Here is a 19,380-nt window from a genome sequence, read left to right on the forward strand (position 1 = left end):
AACGCGCCCTTCAACCGACGGAGTATCTCAAATGGCGAACGACTATCTCTTCACCTCCGAATCCGTGTCCGAGGGCCATCCCGACAAGGTGGCCGACCAGATCTCGGATGCCATCCTCGACGCGATCTTCGAGCAGGACCCGCGCAGCCGCGTGGCCGCCGAGACCCTGACCAACACCGGCCTGGTGGTGCTCGCGGGCGAGATCACCACCAACGCCCACGTCGACTACATCCAGGTCGCGCGCGACACCATCAAGCGCATCGGCTACGACAACACCGAGTACGGCATCGACTACAAGGGCTGCGCGGTGATGGTCTGCTACGACAAGCAGTCCAACGACATCGCCCAGGGCGTGGACCACGCCTCCGACGACTACCTGAACATCGGCGCCGGCGACCAGGGCCTGATGTTCGGCTACGCCTGCGACGAGACGCCGGCGCTGATGCCCGCCCCGATCCACTACGCCCACCGCCTGGTGGAGCGCCAGGCGCAGCTTCGCAAGGACGGCCGCCTGCCCTTCCTGCGGCCGGACGCCAAGAGCCAGGTGACCATGCGCTATGTGGACGGCAAGCCCCACAGCATCGACACCGTGGTGCTGTCCACGCAGCACAGCCCCGAGCAGAGCGACGGCCACCACATGAAGCCCTCGTTCGTCGAGGCGGTCATCGAGGAGATCATCAAGCCGGTGCTGCCGCAGGAGTGGCTGAAGGAAACCCGCTACCTGATCAACCCCACCGGCCGCTTCGTCATCGGCGGCCCGCAGGGTGACTGCGGCCTCACCGGCCGCAAGATCATCGTCGACACCTACGGCGGCGCCTGCCCGCATGGCGGTGGCGCCTTCTCCGGCAAGGACCCGTCCAAGGTGGACCGCTCGGCCGCCTACGCGGCGCGCTACGTGGCCAAGAACATCGTCGCCGCCGGCCTGGCCCGCCAGTGCCAGGTGCAGGTGGCCTACGCCATCGGCGTGGCCCGCCCCATGAACGTGACCATCAACACCCAGGGCACGGGCGTGATCGCCGACGAGAAGATCGCCGCCATCGTGAACGAGCTGTTCGACCTGCGCCCGAAGGGCATCATCCAGATGCTGGACCTGCTGCGCCCCATCTACGGCAAGACCGCCGCCTACGGCCACTTCGGCCGCGAGGAGCCGGAGTTCACCTGGGAGCGCACGGACAAGGCTCAGGCGCTGCGTGCAGCGGCCGGCCTCAGCTGAGGGCGGCTCGGGCGCAGCCCGAACCTGAGACTTGGGGGCGTGCTCCTATCGCGAAGCGATGTGAGCGAGCACCACAAGGCCCCACGCTGCGTGCAGCGGCCGGCCTCAAGCAAGGCAAGGCCGCCGTCACCGCGCACCGGCCCGCTCCCGCACGCGGGCCACCACCCCCTCCTTCAAGGCCACGTACGTGGCCTTGTCCATTTCATGCAGCTGCTGCGGGTAGCGCTGCGCCGCGTCGAACCACGCCTCCACCCGCTGGCGGGGCGTCGCCTGCAGCGTGCCGAGGGTGGCGTCGATCGCCAGGTAGTGGCGCATCGCATTGCGCTCCACCACCCCGCGCAGGCCGCCGACCGGCCGGGGCCGGCCGTCCTCTCCCGGCTCGGTGCTGAAGCCCACCTTGCCGGCGCCCGCCGTCGCGAGGTAGGCGCGCATCGCCATCCGGCCCGGCAGCCCGGCGCCGTAGGCGTACCCGAGCCGCAGGAAGCTGCGGCCGCCGGCCAGGGGCATCGCCGCCACCGAGATGCGCAGGTCGCGCGCCCCCATCGGGCCCCGGTCCGCCTCGAGGCGGACCTCGAGGTAGTCCGGCGCCTCGGCCACCGTGCGCACCGACAGCCGCAGCGCGAAGGCCTGCTGCGGCGGCTGGTCGGGCCGGCGCCCCACGCGCAACGCCAGCACCGGTCCGGCCCCGGCCGGATCGCCGCGCGCCGCCGCCCCGCCCTCCCGGTCCTGTGGCACCTCCTCGCAATCGAGCGTGTTGAACGGCAGCACCAGGACCTCGCACCAGCGTCCGGGCGGCCGCAGCGCCTCGCGCACCGCCGCGAACGGGTGCTCCAGCTCCGCATGCACCTCGCCGCGCAGTTCCTCGCCCTGCGCCTGCGACGCCACGTGGATCGGGCGGCCGAACTCGTTGCGCCGCAGGGCCGGCAGCAACTGCGCATGGCGCTCGCGCAGGGCCTGCGCCTGCGCCTGCGCGAGCGCCGGGGATGGGGCCGCCGGCCCCGCCAGGAGCGCGGCGGCCAGCCCGATCGCGGCGGGGCCTCGCGGCATGGCCCTCACACCGCCTCGGCCGCGCCCGGCGCGGGCGCAGGGTCGTCCAGCACCTGCAGCACGTCGAGCTGGACCCCGCCCGTGAACAGCAGGTGGGGCCGCACCGCGTAGGCGAAGCGCCCGCGCGGGCCCAGGTCCAGCACCAGCCGCAGCCGGGGCTCGCGGGGCCCGGGCGCGGCCTGCGCCGCCTCCCAGGCGCGCACGAGCCGGGTGCGCACCAGGGTGTCGTCGCACTGCACGGCGGACAGGCGCGCGTGGTTGCGGGCCACCGCCATGGCGTCGACATAGCCGGGCGCGCCGTGGTGGCGGGTCTGGAAATTGGGCGTGAGGTCGATCGACAGGCACAGGTCGCCGCCGTCGGACTCGAGCATGAAGCGCCGGCCCACCAGCGCCTCGCTGGCCTCGCCGTTGCCGAAGGCCAGCTGCAGGTGGGCCAGCGTGCGCCGCAGGGACTGCCGCATGGCCCCATGCTCGCGTGCCCGCCGGCCGGGCCGCTGTAGGACGGCGCGGCGCGCCCGTGTCCGGGCCCGCAGGCGCGCCGGGGGGCTTCGGCGGGCTCCTACACCGGCTCCCCGGCTTCGCTGACGGGGGCGTATCGCGGCCGGGTCGCACCATCGATGGATCGATGTATTCCCTCCCACCCCACGCGCAGGAGACCGCCATGGCAGCTGAAGAACGTGACCCGAACCGCGACCCCCTCAGCGACGAGAGCGGGTCACATCCCGTAGGTACCGGCGTCGGCGCGGCCGGCGGTGCGGTGGCCGGCGTCGCCGCCGGCACCGCGGCCGGCCCGCTGGGCATGGCCGTGGGCGGCGTCGTCGGCGCCGTGGTCGGCGGCCTGGCCGGCAAGGCCGCGGCCGAGGCCCTCAACCCCAGCGAGGAAGAGGCCCACTGGCGGGACCGCTTCACGCAGGAGCCTTACTACCAGCAAGGCCGCAGCTTCGAGGACTACGGCCCCGCCTACCGCTACGGCGCCGAATCGCGCGCCAGCATCGAGGACGACTGGGACACCGCGGCCACCCGGCTGGAGTCCGGCTGGTCCGGCGCGCGCGGCAGCTCCACGCTGGACTGGGACCAGGCACGCCCTGCCAGCCGCGCGGCGTGGGACCGGGCCGACACGATGCGCACCGGATCCGCGGGCGGCACGGGCACCTCGGGCAGTACGGGCACCATGGGCGCTGCCGCCTCCACGGGCACCACCGGCACCGGCGGTGCGGCCGCCACCGTGGGCGAGGCCCAGCAGGCCGGTGACGACTCCGGCAGCCGCGAGGACGTGCTGGACGTGCTGGAGGACCTGGTCGAGTGCTGCAAGGACGGCGAGTACGGCTTCCGCGAGTGCGCGGACCACGCCAAGCGCGAGGAGTTGCGCGCCACCTTCCGCGAGCGGGCCGAGGACTGCCAGCGCGGCGCGCGCGAACTCCAGGACTGCATCCGCCAGCTCGGCGGCCAGGCCGACGACAGCGGCAGCGCCCTCGGCGCGGTGCACCGTGGCTGGGTCTCGGTACGCGCCATCCTCACGACCCACGACGACGAGGCCATGCTCACCGAGGCCGAGCGCGGCGAGGACAACGCCCTCGCCCGCTACCGCAAGGCGCTCCAGAAGCCCCTGCCCTCGGAGGTGCGCGAGGTCGTCGAGCGGCAGCTGCAGGGCGTGCAGCGCAATCACGACGAGATCAAGAGGCTGCGCGATCGCATGCGGTCCGCCGGCTGAAGCCACGCGCACCGGCCGGCCTCGGCCGGTGCCTTTCCCGCCCCGTCCTTGCGGCATCCGCGAGACCTTGAGGTCCCGCGGATGCCCGGGCTTTTTTCAAACCTGAAGGAGTGATCACCATGGCAACCAAGAGCAACTCGCGCGACACCACGGGTGCGCCCGATGGCGACCTCAACGCCGGCACCGCGGCGGTGGCGGACCTCACGCGCCAGCAAATGGCCAATACCGCCACCACGGCCTGCGCGATGCTGCGCGCGATGGACACCTTCCACCAGACGCAGCAGCACATGATCCAGCGCGCCGCGCTGCTGCAGGAGCAGACGGCGGACCGCCTGCGCACCGCCAACAGCCCCGCGGAGCTCATGGCGATCCAGTCCACCGTGATGCTCTCGGGCCTGAGCGAGGTGGCGCAGTACGCGCAGGAGCTGCTGCTCGCCTCGCTGAAGGCGCAGAACGAGTTCCTCAAGCCCGCGGAGCAGACGCAGCAGATGGCGGGCAGCACCGCGAACGCGGCGACCGCGCCGCTGTTCCAGGCCTGGCAGTCGGTCTTCACCGCGCCGATGCACGCAGCCGGCATGGGCGGCGCGCGGCACCACTGACCGACAGCGGCCAGAACGGCTGCACCGCCACCGCCACCGCCACTGCGGCTGCGGCTGCGGCGTCCGCGCCCTCATGCGTCAAGCCGCTGCAACTGCTTCGGCTTGACAGGAGACACGGTGACTCAGCCCCTCAGCGCCAGCAGCACCGCGCCCGCCCCCGCCACGCCGGCCGCCAGGACGGCGAGGTAAGCCGCCGTGACGCGCGCGCCCACGGCGCGCCCGCCCAGTCCCCAGGCCAGGCCGGCCTTCATCACCATGTTGGAGAACGCGGCGACCAGCATCACGCCGGCCGTGGGCCCCGCAGGGAGCTCGCCGGAGGCGTGCATCTGGACGCTGGAGATCAGGATGGCGTCGACGTCGGCCAGCCCCGACAGGAAGGCCACGCCATACAGGCCCGCATTGCCCAGCGCCTCCCGCGCCGCGCGCGAGGCCACGGCCACCACCGCGAGCGCCAGGCCGAAGCCCAGCGCCGTCGACAGGTCGAACAGCCGGGCCTGCGGCGGCACCGGCGCGGACTCGCCGTCGCGCGCCACGCGCCACTGCCAGGCGGCGACCGCGAAGCAGGCCAGGCCCAGCCATGCCAGCAGCCCGCCCAGTCGCAGGGCGAGGTCGGGCTGGAGCAGGGCCACCACCGTGGCCATGCGGATGAACATCATCCCGCAGGCCGCGACGATCGCCGCCGAGGCGGCGGGCGCCAGGGCGGCCTGCTGGCGCACATGCCGCGAGAGCGTCACCGTCGCCGCGGTCGACGAGGCCAGTCCGCCGAGCAGGCCGGCCCACAGCAGCCCCTGTCGTTCGCCGCGCAGGCGCACGGCGAAATGCCCCGCGAGCGCGAGCGCCGCGACCAGCACCACCGCCAGCCACACCTTGAAGGGATTGACCGCGCCGTAGGGCCCGAGGCCCTCGTCCGGCAGCAGGGGGAGCACCACGGCGGACAGCACCGCCAGCTGCAGCACCGCGTTGAGTTCGGCGGGCTGGATGCGGCGCAGCCACCGGTGCAGCACGTCCTTCATCCCGAGCAGCAGGGTCACCACCACGGCCGCGGCCACCGCCAGCACCTCCTGGCCCTGCGCCGCCAGGGCGCCCAGCGCGAAGGTGACCAGGGCGGCGACGGCGCTGGTGATGCTCACCGTGCCCGAGTCCTTCGCGGCCCGGCGGAAGGTCACCGCGAACAGCGCCGCGATGCAGGCCAGGCCGACCCCGAGCAGCAGCACCGAGGCCTCTGCGACCAGGGCGAGCACGCCGCCCATGAGGCCGATCAGCGCGAAGGTGCGCAGACCGGCGACCCGCCCGCCCTCGCGCACCTCGCGCTCACGCCAGCCCCGCTCGAGGCCGACGAACAGGCCGATCGCCAGGGCCGTGCCCAGGGCACGCGCGGCGGTCAGCAGGTCAGGCTCGGTGGGGGACATCGCTGGCCATGATAGCCAGCGATGTCCCCCGGCGCCCCGCCGGGCGCGGTCAGGCGTTCTCGCCGGCGCTGCGCTTGGCGGCGCCGGGGCCGCCGGCGGTGCGCACGCTCAGGATCATGGTGACGGCCAGGATCGCCACCACCACGCCCAGCGACACCAGGGCCGGGATCTTGAACACGTCGACCAGGCACATCTTGGTGCCGATGAACACCAGGATCACGGCCAGGCCGTAATTGAGCAGGTGGAACTTGCCCGCGACCGCGGCCAGCAGGAAGTACATCGCGCGCAGGCCCAGGATGGCGAACACGTTGCTCGTGAGCACGATGAAGGGGTCGGACGTGATCGCGAAGATGGCGGGGATGGAGTCCACCGCGAAGATCACGTCGGTGAGCGCCACCAGGCAGATCACCATGAACAGGGGCGTGGCGATCTTCTTGCCGTTCTCCACGGTGAAGAACTTCTCGCCGTCGAAGCCCTGGCTCACGGGCATGAGCTTGCGAAGCAGCTTCAGCGCGGGGTTGTCCTCCAGGTCGCTTTCCTGGCCGGCGGCCCACCACATCTTCAGGCCGGTGAGGATCAGGAAGGCGCCGAAGACATACAGGATCCAGTGGAAGTTGGACAGCAGCCAGCCGCCCACCAGGATCATGATCGTGCGCAGCACGATGGCGCCGATGATGCCGATCATGAGCACCCGCTTCTGGAACGCGGGCGGCACCGCGAAGTAGGTGAAGATCAGGAGGAAGACGAAGATGTTGTCCACCGCCAGCGACTTCTCGATCAGGTAGCCGGTGAGGAACTCCAGCGACTTCTCGTTGGCCAGCGCGGTGGAGCCGCTGGTGTCGCGCACCGCCCACCACAGCAGGCCGTTGAAGGCGAAGCTCAGGGCCACCCACACGATGGACCAGTTCAGGGCTTCCTTGACCCCGATCTCGTGGGCCCCCTGCTTCTTCAGGACGACGAAGTCGACGAACAGCGACACCAGGACGATGCCGATGAAGGTGGCCCAGAGCCAGGCCGGTGCGATGGTTTCCATGTTTGCGAGGGAGTGAAGCAGGCGAAGCCCGCACGATAGGGATCCATCGCTCCTTTAAAAATGTCGATTTCCTTGAAGATCATTTCGGAAAAGGCGAAGATTCGCGCATGAGCCTCGGATTCAGCTACCGCCACCTGTACTACTTCTGGGTCGTCGCCAGGGAGGGCGGCATGTCCCGCGCCGCCGAGCGCCTGGGGATGGCGGTGCAGACCGTCTCCACCCAGGTGCGCGAGCTCGAGGCCGACCTGGGCTGCGCGCTGCTCAAGCCGGCGGGCCGGGGCGTGGCGCTGACCGAGGCGGGCCTGGCCGCGATGCGCCAGGCCGACCAGATCTTCCAGCTCGGCGAGGCCTTGCCGGCGGCGGTGCGCGATGCCGCGGGCGCGCCCGGCGTGCGCCTGGCGGTGGGCATCCCCGACGGCCTGCCCAAGCTGGCGGTGCGGCACCTGCTCGAGCCGGTGATCCATGAGCCGCACCTGCGTCTCCTGTGCCACGACGGCGAGTTCGAGGACCTGCTCGGCGAGCTGGCATTGCACAAGCTGGACCTGATCCTGGCCGACCGCCCCGCGCCGGCCAACCCGAGCCTCAAGCTGTACACCCATGCCCTGGGCGGCTCGGCCATCGCCTGGTATGCCTCGCGCGAGCTGGCGCGTACGCTGAAGGCGGTGCAGCGCAAGGCCGGCTCGCTGGCCGAGGCGCTGGCGCAGGTGCCGGTGCTCCTGCCCACCGGCCACGGCGTGCTGCGCGATCGCATCGACCACTGGTTCGAGCGGCACGGGGTGCGTCCGCGCATCGCCGGCGAGTTCGAGGACAGCGCGCTGCTCAAGACTTTCGGCGCCAGCGGCCTGGGCGTCTTCCCCTCGGCCACGATGGTCGACGAGGAGCTGCACGCGCGCTACGGCGTCGAGCAGGTGGGCCCCTGCGAGGGCGTCGAGGAGCACTTTTTCGCGATCACCTGGCAGAAGAAGGTGGAGCACCGGCTGGTGCGGCGCCTGACCGGCCCGCGGGCGGCCTGACCGGCCCGCCCGCGTCGACAGGCTGCCGCCACGGCAGCGGCCGGGCGGGAGACGCGGTGAATCAGGCGTCCAACCGCAGCTGGGCCTCGTCCAGCCAGTACTGGAGCGCCTCGTAGAAGCCCTCCCAGACGCAGCCGTTGCAGCCGCGGCCGCAGCAGGTGGTGGGCTCGGGCGGTGGCGGGCGCATCGCCACGCCGGCGGCCGCCACGCGCGCCTGCACCTGCGCGATGCGCGCGCGGGCGGCGTCGACGTTGGCGGGGACCCGGGGCGGGGGCTGCAGGCTCACGGGGCGATTGTGCCGCCGCCTCCGGGCCGGCGCGGATCGACCCGGGCCGGGCCTTCCGCGGCGCGGCGCATCGGCCTACGATGGAGCCGTCATCGCCGGGTCCGGAGGACGCCATGGAACATGCCGACATTCGCAGGGTGCTGGTGCTGGGCGCGGGCAAGGTGGGCAGCACGGTGGCCGACATGGTCGCCCAGGTCCACGGCCTGCCGGTCACCCTGGCGGACCGCGTCCCGGCCCACGCCGCGCCCGATGACTCGCTGGTGCAGCGGGTCGCGGCCGACCTCGCCGACGACGCCTCGCTCGACGCCCTGCTCGCCGGCCACGAGGCGGTGATCAACGCCCTGCCCTTCTACCTCGCCGAGCGGGTGGCCCGGGCCGCGGCCTCGCACGGCGCGCACTACTTCGACCTGACCGAGGACGTCGCCGCCACCACCGCCATCCGCCGCCTCGCCGTCGACGCCCGCGCGGTGCTGATGCCGCAGTGCGGCCTCGCCCCCGGCGTGATCGGCATGCTGGGCGGCCACCTCGCGCAGCGCTTCGAGACGCTCTACGACCTGCGCCTGCGGGTCGGCGCCCTCACGCGCAACGCCACCAACAGCCTGCGCTACAACTTCACCTGGAGCATCGACGGCGTCATCAACGAGTACTGCAATCCCTGCGATGCCATCGTGCAGGGCAAGCCGGTGCAGGTGCAGCCGCTGGAGGGCCACGAGACCTTCACCCTGGCGGGCGAGGAGTTCGAGGCCTTCAACACCTCGGGCGGCCTGGGCACGCTGTGCGAGACCCTGGCGGGCCGGGTGCGCAACCTCGACTACAAGACCATCCGCTACCCCGGCCACCGCGCGGCGATGCAGTTCCTGCTGCACGACCTGCGCCTGGTGGAGCGGCGCGACCTGCTGCGGCAGGTGCTGGAGCATGCGGTGCCCCACAGCCGGCAGGACCTGGTGATCGTCTTCGCCTCGGCCACCGGACTGCGCGAGGGCCGCTTCGAGCAGGAGACGCGGCTGGCGCGCATCACCGGCGGGCTGCTGCGCGGGCAGCGCCGCACCGCGATCGAATTGACCACGGCCGCCGGCGTGGTGGGCGTGTTCGAGCTGCTTCGCGCCGGCCGGCTGCCCTCGCAGGGCTTCGTGCGGCAGGAGCAAGTGCCGCTGCCCGAGTTCCTGGCCACGCAGGTGGGGCACTACTACGTGGAGCTGGACGATGGGGAGCTCACCCCGGCGGCGCGGCGGCAGGTCGCCTGACCCCAGGCCGCGGGGCGGGCGGCGTCAGCCGCGGTCCTCGTAGACGCCGAGCTTGCGGTGCAGCGGGGACTCGTCGGCCAGGAAGACGAAGGCCGGCTGGCCGGCCGAGAGGTTGCGCAGCGTGACCGCGGTGTAGCCCGGGGCGCAGCAGGTGTCCGCCTCGACCATCGTGAACGGCGCGCTGCCCTCCACGGTCACTTCGGCGCGGCCCTCGATCTGGTGGAACACCTGGGCCGGCGAGCGCGCCGGCAGGCGCAGGGTCTGGCCCGGGCGCAGCATCAGGGCGTAGAAGCCCAGGATGTTCTCGGCGTCCTCGCCGGTCTCCGGATTGACGTAGGTGACCTGCACGCACTCCTGGTCGGGCCGGTCCTGGGCCAGCGATAGCAGCGCCGCGCGGGCATCGGCCCACGGGTAGCGCAGCATCGGGTAGCGCTTGTCCGCGCGCTGGAACACCGTGGTGGGCGCGACGCCGCCGCGCGCATAGCCGCGGTCGCCGTGGGCCGGCTTGACGTGCTGGCGCTGGCCGTCGACGTGGTAGCTGGCCTCCATGTAGTACACCAGGGGCAGGTCCAGCACGTCGAGCCAGACCACGGGCTGGTCGCCGTCATGGCCGTGCTCGTGCCACAGGCCGGTGGGGGTGAGGATCAGGTCGCCGCGCACCATGGGGCACTTCTCGCCTTCCACCGTGGTCCAGGCGCCCTCGCCCTCCACCACCATGCGCACCGCGTTGGGCGTGTGGCGGTGGCTGGGGGCCCACTCGCCGGGCAGCAGCAGCTGCAGGCCCAGGTACATGGCGGCCGAGGCCTGCATCTTCTCCAGGCCATGGCCCGGGTTGGCCAGCACCAGCACGCGCCGCTCGGCCTTCTCGATCGGGGTCAGTTCACCGGACTTCAGCAGCAGCGGCTTGATCGCCGCATACGGCCAGTGGGTGGGCCGGGTCTGGCGCGTCGGCACCTTCGGCGGCAGCACGCCGCGCAGGCTGGGCCACAGCGGCACCAGGTTCAGCTTGCGCAGGTCTTCGACGTACTCCTGGGGCAGGTCAGCGAGGGATCCAAGGTCTTTCATTGCGCCCCCTCCGTCGCAGTGGACAGGCAGTTGGCCACATTCCAGCCATACAGCCACTCGAGCGCATCATGGAAACGCGCCTGGGAGCGACCTCGCCACAGCTCGTTGCGTACCAGGCGCTCGACGCCGCTGGCATGGTACAGGCGGCCCATCTCGCGGCTGGACAGCACGATGCGCGCGGTGCGGGCGACGCGTGAGCGCTGGTACAGGTCCAGCGCCTTCGTCCAGTCGTTGTCGTTCACGCGCAGGGCCTCACCCAGGGTCACCGCGTCCTCCATCGCCATGCAGGCGCCCTGCGCCATGTACTGCGTGGTGGGGTGGGCCGCATCGCCCAGCAGGGTGGCGCGGCCATGAGTCCACTGCGCAATGGGGTCGCGGTCGGCGGTGGCCCACCGCTTCCAGCTTTTGGGCAGCTCGATCAGCTGGCGCGCCTGCGGGCAAATGCCCTGGAAATAGCTTTCGACTTCTTCCTTCGATCCTTCGGTCACGCCCCACTCCTCCTGCCGGCGGCTGTGGAAGGTCACGACCACGTTGTACTGCTCGCCCCCGCGCAGCGGGTAGTGCACCAAGTGACAGTTGGGGCCGACCCACAAGCTGGAGGCATTCCACTGCAGGTCTTTGGGAAAGTCCTTCTTGTCGACCACGGCGCGGTAGACCACGTGGCCGGTCACGCGCGCCGGGTCGCCCACGTACTGCTGGCGCACCACCGACTTCACGCCGTCCGCACCGACCAGGGCCACGCCCCGGTGGGCCTCACCCCGCTGGTCGAACACCGTGACGCCCCGGCCGTCCTGCTCGATGCGCTCGACGCGGGTCGAGGTGAGGCATTCCACCTGCCCGCTGGCCCGCGCCGCGTCAAACAGCGACAGGTGGATATCGGCGCGGTGGATCACCGCATAGGGATTGCCGAAGCGCGCGCGGAACGCCTCGCCGGCCTCGATCCGTGCGACTGTGGCTCCGTCGACGGCATCGGTCATCACCATGTAATCGGTGTAGACCGCCAGGGCGCGGGCCTGGTCGCCGATGCCCAGGGCATCGAAGGCGTGGAACGCATTGGGCCCCAGCTGGATGCCGGCGCCGATCTCGGCGATCTCGGGCGCCTGCTCCATGACCTTCACACGGAAGCCCTGTCGCACCAGCGCCAGGGCGGCAGACAGGCCGCCTATGCCGCCACCGGCAACCAGGACAGGCAGGGACGCATCATTCATTCGACTCTCTCCAGGACATTGAAATTCGGGCGTCAATCGGCACGCAGGTTCAGCCGGTCGAGGACCCGCTGCCAAGTCTTGCGGTCCTCGGCGATGTGCCGTGCCAGCTGCTCGGGCGTCCCCGGGCGGGGGTAGGTGCCCAGCTCGCGGGAGCGGGCCACGACGTCGGGCCGCTGCAGGACTTCGCCCATATCCCGGTTCAACTGGGCCAGCACGTTCGCATCGACGCCCTTCCTGGCGATGACGGCGAACCAGCCCGAGGCGACGGCGCCTGGGACCGTCTTGCTGGCCAGGGGGAACTGCTCGAGCCCGGGCTCGACGCGGTCGCCCATCGAGGCGAGGACCCTCAGCTTGCCGCCCTGCACGTTGCCGGCGACCACGTTGTAGGAGTCGACCATCATCTGCGTCTGTCCGCCCAGGGTGCCCTGGATGGCCTGGGCGCCACCGGGGTAGTGCACGTTCAGGAACTGCACGCCCGACTGCATCGCCAGCAGCGAGGCGGCGAGGTGGGGTCCGGTGCCGCGGCCGACATCCGCGACCTCGAGGCCTTGCGGGCTGGCCTTGGCGGCGGCCAGCGCGTCGGCCAGCGTCTTGTAGGGCGAGTCGGCGGGCACCGCCAGCACGAAGGGCAGGACGGCGGCCAGCGTGACGGGCACGAAGTCGCGATTGAAGTCATAGGTGACGCCCTTGATGATGCTGGGCGCCACGGAGATCGCCGACCCCTGCACGAAGCCGAACGTGCTGCCATCGGCCGGCGCATTGAGGATGGCGGTCATGCCGATGACGCCGCTGCCGCCGGGCTTGTTGTCGACCACGATCGGCTGCCCCCATTTCTCCGTCAGCTTGGTACCCACGAATCGGATCAGGACGTCGGGCGCCGAGCCCGCGGGGAAGGGCACGACGAAGCGCACCGGCGAAGCGGGCCACTTCGCGGCAGGGACCTGGGCCGAGGCACCGGAGGCCACCAGGGCAAGGGCCAGGCTCAACGCTGCACGGCGGGATCGGGACATGGGGTTCAAGGTGTCTCCTCGTGGATGTTGGATGGATGTCGTTCGGGCGGGAGCGTCAGTTGCCGCGGACCGCCACCTCCAGGCGGCCGAGGCCGGTGATCTGAGCGACCATTCGGTCGCCCGGGAAGACCTGCGAGACGCCCTCGGGCGTGCCTGTCATCAGGATGTCGCCTGGCTGCAGCGTGTAGAAGGACGAGGCGAACTCGATCAACGCCGCCACCCCCAGCACCAGGTCACGGGTATTGGCGCGCTGGCGCACCTCGCCATTGACCTCGATCAGCAGTTCCAGCGCGTTCACGTCCGTCACCTCATCGGCCGTCGTCAGCCAGGGCCCGAGCACCGTGTAGCCGTCGGGGGACTTGCGCATGCTGCGCTCCTCGGGGCCGCGCACCGTCATGTCCAGGCCCACGCAGTAGCCGGCCACGTGCGAGAGCGCGTCGGCCGCACGGATGTGGCGGCCGGCCTTGCCGATCACCGCGACCAGCTCGATCTCGTGGTCGTTGCGGCGGTCCGGGCGTGCGATCGCGACCCCGGCACTGGCGCCCACCACCGAGCTGTTGGCCTTCAGGAACAGGCCCACGCGCTGGATCTCCCCGATCTGGTTCTGGTGGTGGATGCCGGAGTCCTCGCGGGCCTCCTGCAAGTGCTTGAGGTAGTTCACCGGCGCAGCGACCACCTTGCCCGGGTTGGCCACCGGGCTGAGAAGCGTCACCGACCCCACGGCATGCCGTGCGCCGCCGCCGTGGGCGGCCACCTCGCGAACCCGTGCGCACACCGCGTCCAGGTTGGCCACCAGCAGGTCGTGGCGGGGCATCGGGTAGCGGCATGCGGGCAGTACCTGCAGCGCCTCGGTCACATCCAGGATCTCTTCGCCCTGCACCAGGCCCAGGCGGTCGTCATTGAAGCGGCAAAGTTTCATGTGGTGTGTTCGTCGGTTCCTCGCCCGGCGGGCGTTGAAGCGAACTCTAGGCAGCCGCCACTATCAATACAATGGAACGACCTTCATATCCTCAATCGGATTTATCAATAATCAGGACCGGACTTGAGCGACCTCGACCTGCGCCACCTGCGGATCTTTCTCGCGCTGCACGCCGCCCGCAACGTCACCCGAGCGGCCGACGCCGTCGGCCTGAGCCAGTCCTCGGTGAGCATCGCCCTCGGTCAGCTGCGCTCGCACTACGACGACCCGCTGTTCGTCCGCACCTCGGGCGGCATGCACCCCACCCCGCGCGCTGAGGCACTGGCACCGGTGGTTCGCCAGGCCCTGCAGCTGCTGGACCAGGGCCTGGAACGGCCCGCGGCCTTCGAGCCTGCGGGCATCACGCGGCGCTTCCGCATCTGCATGACCGACGTGGGGCAGATGACGCTGCTGCCGCGCCTGCTCTCGCGCGTCCACCAGGCCGCGCCGCAGGTGACCCTCGAAGTGGGCGACCTGACCCATGACACCGCCCGCCAGCTCGAGACAGGCGAGGCCGACCTGGCCATGGGCTTCACCGCCGAGATCAAGGCCGGCCACTACCAGCAGAAGCTGTTCGACGAGGGCTTCGCCTGCCTGGTCTCGCGTGACCATCCGCGCATCGGCGAACGCATGACGCTGGCACAGTTCCAGCGCGAGCGCCATGTGAAGGTGATGCTGCCGGCCACGGCCCACTCCATCGTCGACCGGATCCTCGAGCGCAAGGGCGTCCAGCGCACCTTCGGCGTGAGCGTGCCATCGTTTCTCGGACTCAGCGAGGTCCTGGCCAGCTCCGACCTGGTCGCCATCGTGCCCCTGCGCCTGGGAACGATCTTCGCCTCGCGCAACCGGGTGAAGATCGTCTCGCTGCCCTTTCGGTTTCCGACGTACCTGGTGAACCAGTATTGGCACGACCGCTATCACCGCGACCCGGGCAATGCCTGGCTGCGGTCGCTGGTGTACGAGACCGCGCAGGGGCTGCCGCTGCCCCGCAAGGCCGCCGAGGCGGCGCGCTGAGGGTCAGCGGGCACCCGCCTCGTCCACCCAGCCGCCCCCCAGCGCGCGATACAGCTGCACCTGGTTCTGCAGGCGCGCCAGCCGCACCTGGATCGCGGACTGCTGCACCGCGAACAGCGAGCGCTGCGCGTCGAGCAGCTCCAGCGAGCTGGCGACGCCGGCGTCGTGACGCAGCGTTGCCAGGCGCAGGCGCGCGGCCTCGGCCGCGGCCTGGCGCTCCAGCGCCTGCTGCTGCTCGCCGAAGGTGGCGCGGCCCGCCAGGGCGTCGGCCACCTCGCGGAAGGCCGACTGGATGGCCCGCTCGTACTGCGCCACCGCGATGTCGCGCGCGGCCTCGGCCGAGCGCAGGTTGGCGCGGTTGCGGCCGGCGTCGAACACCGTGAGCAGCGCCTGCGGCGCGGCGGCATACGCCCAGGTGCCGCCGGCGAACAGGTCGGACAGGTCCTTGCTCGCCAGCCCCAGGCTGGCGGTCAGCGAGATGCGCGGGAAGAAGGCCGCGCGGGCCGCGCCGATGCTGGCGTTGGCCGCCACCAGCAGCTGCTCGGCCTGGCGCACGTCCGGGCGGCGCGCCAGCACCTCGGAAGGCACGCCGGCCGGCAGGTCCGGCAGCGCAAGGGCGGCGAGGTCCACGCCGCGGCCGGCATCGGCGGGCGCGGGCGCCCCGAGCAGCAGCGACAGCGCGTTCAGGTCCTGCGCCCGCTGGCGCTCCTGCTGCGCCAGCGCGGCGCGGGCCGACTCGGCGAGCGACTCGGCCTGGCGCAGGTCCAGCGCGGACGAGGCGCCGTTGTCGAAGCGCAGCTTGACCAGCCGCAGCGAGTCCTCGCGCGTGGCCAGGGTCTGGCGGGTGAGCGCCAGCAGGGACTCGTCGGCGGCCAGCTGCAGCCAGGTGCTGGCCACGCCCGCCAGCAGCACGGACTGGGCCGCCCTGCGGCCCTCCTCGCTGGCGAGGTACTGCGCGCCGGCGGCCTCGCCCAGGCTGGCCAGGCGCCCGAACAGGTCGATCTCCCAGGCCGTGACGGTGAAGCCCGCGGTGTACGAGGTGGTGGTGCCGCCGCTCGAGTTCGGCGCGCGCGAGCCGGCCACGCCGGCCCCCACAGTGGGGAAGCGGTCGGCCTCGCGCACGGTGACCTGGGCGCGGGCCTGGGCCACGTTCAGCAGGGCGATGCGCAGGTCGCGGTTGTTGCGAAGCGCGGTGGCCTGCAGCGCCTGCAGGCGCGCGTCGGTGAAGAAGCGCTGCCAGGCCAGGGCGTCCGCCGGCGCGCCCTCCGGGGCGGCGGCGTGGGGCCACTGCGCGGACACCGGCGCGGCGGGGCGCTCGTAGGCCGGCATCAGGCTGCAGCCGGCGGCCAGGGCCGCGACCGCGGCCACCAGGGCGAGGCGGAAGGTCGTGCGGCTCATACCTGGTCTCCTGCGCGCGCGCCCGGGGGCGGCTCGGCGTCGTTGGCGTGGGTGTAGAGGCGGCGCTGGCGCTCGCTGTCCTTGAACAGGCCGCGCACCACCACGAAAAACACGGGGACGAAGAACACCGCCAGCACCGTGCCGGTGAACATGCCGCCGATCACCGCGGTGCCGATGGCGCGCTGGCTGGCCGAGCCCGCGCCGGTGGCGATGGCCAGCGGCAGCACGCCCAGGCCGAAGGCCAGCGAGGTCATGAGGATGGGGCGGAAGCGCAGGTGCGCGGCGGCCAGCGCCGACTCGACCAGGCCCTTGCCCTGGGCCTGCAGGTCCTTGGCGAATTCGATGATCAGGATGGCGTTCTTCGCCGACAGGCCGATGATGGTCACCAGGCCCACCTGGAAGTAGATGTCGTTGGCGTAGCCGCGCAGCCAGGTCGCCACCAGCACCCCGAGCACGCCCAGGGGCACGACCAGGATCACCGCCAGCGGGATCGACCAGCTCTCGTACAGCGCCGCCAGGCACAGGAACACCGCCAGGATGGCGAAGCCATAGAGCACCAGCGCCTGCGCGCCGGCGAGCTTCTCCTCGCGCGACTGGCCGGTCCACTCGTAGGCGAAGCCGGCGGGCAGCTGGGCGGCCAGGCGCTCCATCTCGGCCATCGCGGCGCCGGTGCTGTAGCCCGGGGCGGGCGCGCCGGAGATGCGCATCGCGGGGTAGCCGTTGTAGCGGACCGCCTGCATCGCGCCGGAGACCCAGCGCGTCGACGCGAAGGCCGACAGCGGCACCGGCTGGCCCTTGGCGTTGACCGCGTTCAGGCGCAGCAGGTCGGCCGGCTGCATGCGCGCCGGCGCGTCGGCCTGGACGATCACCCGCTGCAGGCGGCCGCGGTTCGGGAAGTCGTTGATGTAGGCCGAGCCCAGCGCGGTGGACAGCACGCTGTTGATGGCGTCGAAGGACACGCCCAGGGCCTGGGCCTTGTCGCGGTCGATGTCCAGCTGCAGCTGCGGCGCGTCCTCCAGGCCGTCGGGGCGGACCTGGGTGATGACCTTGCTCTGCGCGGCCATCCCGAGCAGCTGGTTGCGCGCGTCGAGCAGGGCCTGCGGGCCGTTGCCGGCGCGGTCCTGCAGGCGGAAGGTGAAGCCGGAGGCGGTGCCCAGCTCGGGGATGGGGGGCGGGCTCAGGGGGAAGATGAAGGCGTCGCGCACCGCCATGAGCGCGCCGAAGGCCCGGCCGGCCACGCCCTGCGCGGAGTGGGCCTCGCCCTTGCGCTCGTCCCAGTCCTTGAGGGTGACGAAGGCCAGCGCCGCGTTCTGGCCCTGGCCGGAGAAGGAGAAGCCCAGCACGCCGACCATGCTCTGGACCTCGGGCTGCTTCAGGATGAAGCCCTCGACCTGCTCCATCGCCGAGCGGGTGCGCTCCTGCGTGGCCCCCGGGGGCAGCTGCACGTTCACCAGCATGTAGCCCTGGTCCTCCGCCGGCAGGAAGGAGGTGGGCAGGCGCAGGTACACCACGCCCGCGACCGCGGCGATGGCGCCGTAGACGACCAGCGAGCGGCCGGCCTTGCGCAGCAGGCGCGCGACCAGCGACTCGTAGCCCTTGGCGGTGCGGGCGAAGCCGCGGTTGAAGGCGCCGAAGAAGCCGCGCTTCTCGTGGTGGTGGCCGGCCTCGACCGGCTTGAGCAGCGAGGCGCACAGGGCCGGCGTGAGCGACAGCGCCATCAGCGCGGAAAAGGCGATGGCCGAGACCATCACCGCCGCGAACTGGCGGTAGATGTTGCCGGTGGAGCCGGCGAAGAAGGCCAGCGGCACGAACACCGAGATCAGCACCACGGTCACGCCGATGATGGCGCCCTGGATCTGGCCCATGGCCTTGCGGGTGGCCTCGCGCGGCGGCAGCCCCTCCTCGCTCATGATCCGCTCGACGTTCTCCACCACCACGATGGCGTCGTCCACCACGATGCCGATCACCAGCACCATGCCGAACATGGTGAGCACGTTGATCGAGAAGCCCAGGGCCAGCAGCGAGGCGAAGGCGCCCAGCAGGGCCACCGGCACGACCAGGGTGGGGATCAGCGTGTAGCGCCAGTCCTGCAGGAACAGGAACATCACCAGGAACACCAGGATGACGGCCTCGACCAGGGTCTCGACCACCTGGGAGATGGAGATGCGCACGAAACGCGAGCTGTCGTAGGGCATGTCCCACTTCATGCCGGCGGGGAAGTAGGCCGCCAGCTCGCCCATGCGCTTGCGCACCGCGTCGGCGGTGGCCAGGGCATTGCCGGTGGGCGCCAGCTGCACGCCGATGCCGGTGGAGGGCTTGCCGTTCAGGCGGGCGGAGGTGGCGAAGGTCTGGGCATTGAGCTCGACGCGGGCGACGTCCTTCAGGCGCACGGCGGCCCCGTCGGCGCCGGCGCGCAGGACGATGTTGGAGAACTGCTCCACGCTCGAGAGCTGGCCGTTGACGACCACGGTGGCCGAGATGCCCTGGCCGGCGATGTTCGGCAGGTCACCGAGGGTGCCGGCCGAGACCTGGGCGTTCTGCGCGCGGATCGCGGCGTTGACCTCGGCGGCCGAGAGGTTGAAGGCGGCGAGCTTCTGCGGGTCGATCCACACGCGCATGGCGGCCTCGGTGCCGAACAGCTGGGCCTGGCCCACGCCCGGCACCCGCTGGATCTCGGGCAGCACGGCGCGGGCGGCGTAGTCGCCGAGGTCGACCGGCGTGAACTTGGGGTCGTCCGAGGAGAGGATCGCGAACAGCAGGAAGTTCGAGCGGGACTTCTCCACCCGCACGCCCTGCTGCGTCACCGCGCTGGGCAGGCGCGGCGAGGCGCGCGCGAGGCGGTTCTGCACGTCGACCTGGGCCAGGTCGGGATTGGTGCCGGGGTCGAAGCTCAGGGTGATCTGGCCGGTGCCGTTGGCCTGGGCCACCGACTCCATGTAGATCAGCCCGGGCGAGCCGTTCATTTCCTGCTCGATGATGCTGATCACGCTCTCCTCGAGCGTGCGCGCCGAGGCCCCCGGGTAGGTGGCCGAGACCACGATGGCGGGCGGCGCCACCGAGGGGTACTGGGCGATCGGCAGCTGCTTGATGGCGACCGCGCCGAGCACGATCAGGAACAGCGCGATGACCCAGGCGAAGACCGGGCGGTCGATGAAGAACTTGGCCATGGCGC

The 19,380-nt window shown here is 71.7% G+C and carries 17 protein-coding genes; 6 read left to right on the forward strand and 11 right to left on the reverse strand.

Features of this window, described 5'->3' with window-relative positions:
• The first annotated feature begins 31 nt into the window (after nucleotides 1-31).
• Nucleotides 32-1,213, forward strand: a complete 1,182-nt coding sequence (gene metK, locus ACT80S_RS15520) for a methionine adenosyltransferase (RefSeq protein WP_377417440.1) — start codon at nucleotides 32-34, stop codon at nucleotides 1,211-1,213.
• A 126-nt stretch (nucleotides 1,214-1,339) separates the two neighbouring features.
• Here the strand turns inward: metK and ACT80S_RS15525 are convergent, their stop codons facing one another.
• Both ACT80S_RS15525 and ACT80S_RS15530 read right to left on the reverse strand, forming a co-directional pair.
• Nucleotides 1,340-2,260, reverse strand: a complete 921-nt coding sequence (locus ACT80S_RS15525) for a hypothetical protein (RefSeq protein ID WP_377417442.1) — start codon at nucleotides 2,258-2,260, stop codon at nucleotides 1,340-1,342.
• 5 nt (nucleotides 2,261-2,265) lie between these two features.
• Complete coding sequence (locus ACT80S_RS15530; RefSeq protein WP_377417444.1) at nucleotides 2,266-2,721, reverse strand: hypothetical protein; 456 nt, start codon at nucleotides 2,719-2,721, stop codon at nucleotides 2,266-2,268.
• 200 nt (nucleotides 2,722-2,921) lie between these two features.
• Between ACT80S_RS15530 and ACT80S_RS15535 the strand changes: the two genes are divergently transcribed.
• Together ACT80S_RS15535 and ACT80S_RS15540 are read left to right on the forward strand one after the other, a co-directional pair.
• Nucleotides 2,922-3,971: a ferritin-like domain-containing protein gene (locus tag ACT80S_RS15535; RefSeq protein WP_377417446.1), complete on the forward strand. Its 1,050-nt coding sequence runs from the start codon at nucleotides 2,922-2,924 to the stop codon at nucleotides 3,969-3,971.
• Between the two features lie 119 nt (nucleotides 3,972-4,090).
• Nucleotides 4,091-4,570, forward strand: coding sequence for a phasin family protein (locus ACT80S_RS15540; protein ID WP_377417448.1), 480 nt, complete (start codon nucleotides 4,091-4,093; stop codon nucleotides 4,568-4,570).
• Between the two features lie 122 nt (nucleotides 4,571-4,692).
• On the opposite strand, the gene ACT80S_RS15545 is transcribed toward ACT80S_RS15540, so the two are convergent.
• Together ACT80S_RS15545 and ACT80S_RS15550 are read right to left on the reverse strand one after the other, a co-directional pair.
• A complete protein-coding gene (locus tag ACT80S_RS15545) occupies nucleotides 4,693-5,979 on the reverse strand; it encodes an MgtC/SapB family protein (protein WP_377417450.1) in 1,287 nt (428 codons plus the stop codon).
• Nucleotides 5,980-6,028: 49 nt separating this feature from the next.
• Nucleotides 6,029-7,012: a TerC family protein gene (locus tag ACT80S_RS15550; RefSeq protein WP_377417452.1), complete on the reverse strand. Its 984-nt coding sequence runs from the start codon at nucleotides 7,010-7,012 to the stop codon at nucleotides 6,029-6,031.
• Between the two features lie 107 nt (nucleotides 7,013-7,119).
• Between ACT80S_RS15550 and ACT80S_RS15555 the strand changes: the two genes are divergently transcribed.
• A complete protein-coding gene (locus ACT80S_RS15555; protein ID WP_377417454.1) occupies nucleotides 7,120-8,025 on the forward strand; it encodes a LysR family transcriptional regulator in 906 nt (301 codons plus the stop codon).
• A 61-nt stretch (nucleotides 8,026-8,086) separates the two neighbouring features.
• Here ACT80S_RS15555 and ACT80S_RS15560 read toward each other — a convergent pair whose 3' ends face one another.
• The gene (locus ACT80S_RS15560) at nucleotides 8,087-8,311 is read right to left on the reverse strand and encodes an oxidoreductase-like domain-containing protein (protein ID WP_377417455.1); all 225 of its coding nucleotides are present in this window, start codon (nucleotides 8,309-8,311) and stop codon (nucleotides 8,087-8,089) included.
• Nucleotides 8,312-8,424: 113 nt separating this feature from the next.
• On the opposite strand from ACT80S_RS15560, the gene ACT80S_RS15565 reads away from it, so the two are divergent.
• A complete protein-coding gene (locus ACT80S_RS15565) occupies nucleotides 8,425-9,555 on the forward strand; it encodes a saccharopine dehydrogenase family protein (RefSeq protein WP_377417457.1) in 1,131 nt (376 codons plus the stop codon).
• A gap of 24 nt (nucleotides 9,556-9,579) precedes the next feature.
• Here the strand turns inward: ACT80S_RS15565 and ACT80S_RS15570 are convergent, their stop codons facing one another.
• From ACT80S_RS15570 to ACT80S_RS15585, 4 genes are read right to left on the reverse strand one after another with little or no spacing between them, the layout of a single operon-like run.
• Nucleotides 9,580-10,620, reverse strand: coding sequence for a cupin domain-containing protein (locus ACT80S_RS15570; protein ID WP_377417459.1), 1,041 nt, complete (start codon nucleotides 10,618-10,620; stop codon nucleotides 9,580-9,582).
• Nucleotides 10,617-11,828 carry a 3-hydroxybenzoate 6-monooxygenase gene (locus ACT80S_RS15575; protein ID WP_377417461.1) on the reverse strand — a complete coding sequence of 404 codons (1,212 nt, stop codon included), beginning with the start codon at nucleotides 11,826-11,828 and terminating at the stop codon, nucleotides 10,617-10,619. Before ACT80S_RS15575 ends, ACT80S_RS15570 begins: the two co-directional genes overlap by 4 nt.
• A gap of 32 nt (nucleotides 11,829-11,860) precedes the next feature.
• Nucleotides 11,861-12,838, reverse strand: a complete 978-nt coding sequence (locus ACT80S_RS15580) for a Bug family tripartite tricarboxylate transporter substrate binding protein (RefSeq protein WP_377417463.1) — start codon at nucleotides 12,836-12,838, stop codon at nucleotides 11,861-11,863.
• Nucleotides 12,839-12,893: 55 nt separating this feature from the next.
• Entirely contained in the window at nucleotides 12,894-13,757 is an 864-nt protein-coding gene (locus tag ACT80S_RS15585; RefSeq protein WP_377417465.1) for a fumarylacetoacetate hydrolase family protein, read from the reverse strand.
• A gap of 123 nt (nucleotides 13,758-13,880) precedes the next feature.
• Here ACT80S_RS15585 and ACT80S_RS15590 point away from each other — a divergent pair, with 123 nt between their 5' ends.
• Nucleotides 13,881-14,810 carry a LysR family transcriptional regulator gene (locus tag ACT80S_RS15590; RefSeq protein WP_377417467.1) on the forward strand — a complete coding sequence of 310 codons (930 nt, stop codon included), beginning with the start codon at nucleotides 13,881-13,883 and terminating at the stop codon, nucleotides 14,808-14,810.
• A gap of 3 nt (nucleotides 14,811-14,813) precedes the next feature.
• On the opposite strand, the gene ACT80S_RS15595 is transcribed toward ACT80S_RS15590, so the two are convergent.
• Nucleotides 14,814-16,208: an efflux transporter outer membrane subunit gene (locus ACT80S_RS15595; protein ID WP_377417469.1), complete on the reverse strand. Its 1,395-nt coding sequence runs from the start codon at nucleotides 16,206-16,208 to the stop codon at nucleotides 14,814-14,816.
• The gene (locus tag ACT80S_RS15600) at nucleotides 16,205-19,375 is read right to left on the reverse strand and encodes an efflux RND transporter permease subunit (protein WP_377417471.1); all 3,171 of its coding nucleotides are present in this window, start codon (nucleotides 19,373-19,375) and stop codon (nucleotides 16,205-16,207) included. The genes ACT80S_RS15595 and ACT80S_RS15600 overlap by 4 nt, the downstream gene beginning before the upstream one ends.
• Nucleotides 19,376-19,380 lie beyond the last annotated feature (5 nt).

The organism is Ramlibacter sp. MAHUQ-53, assembly GCF_052600055.1.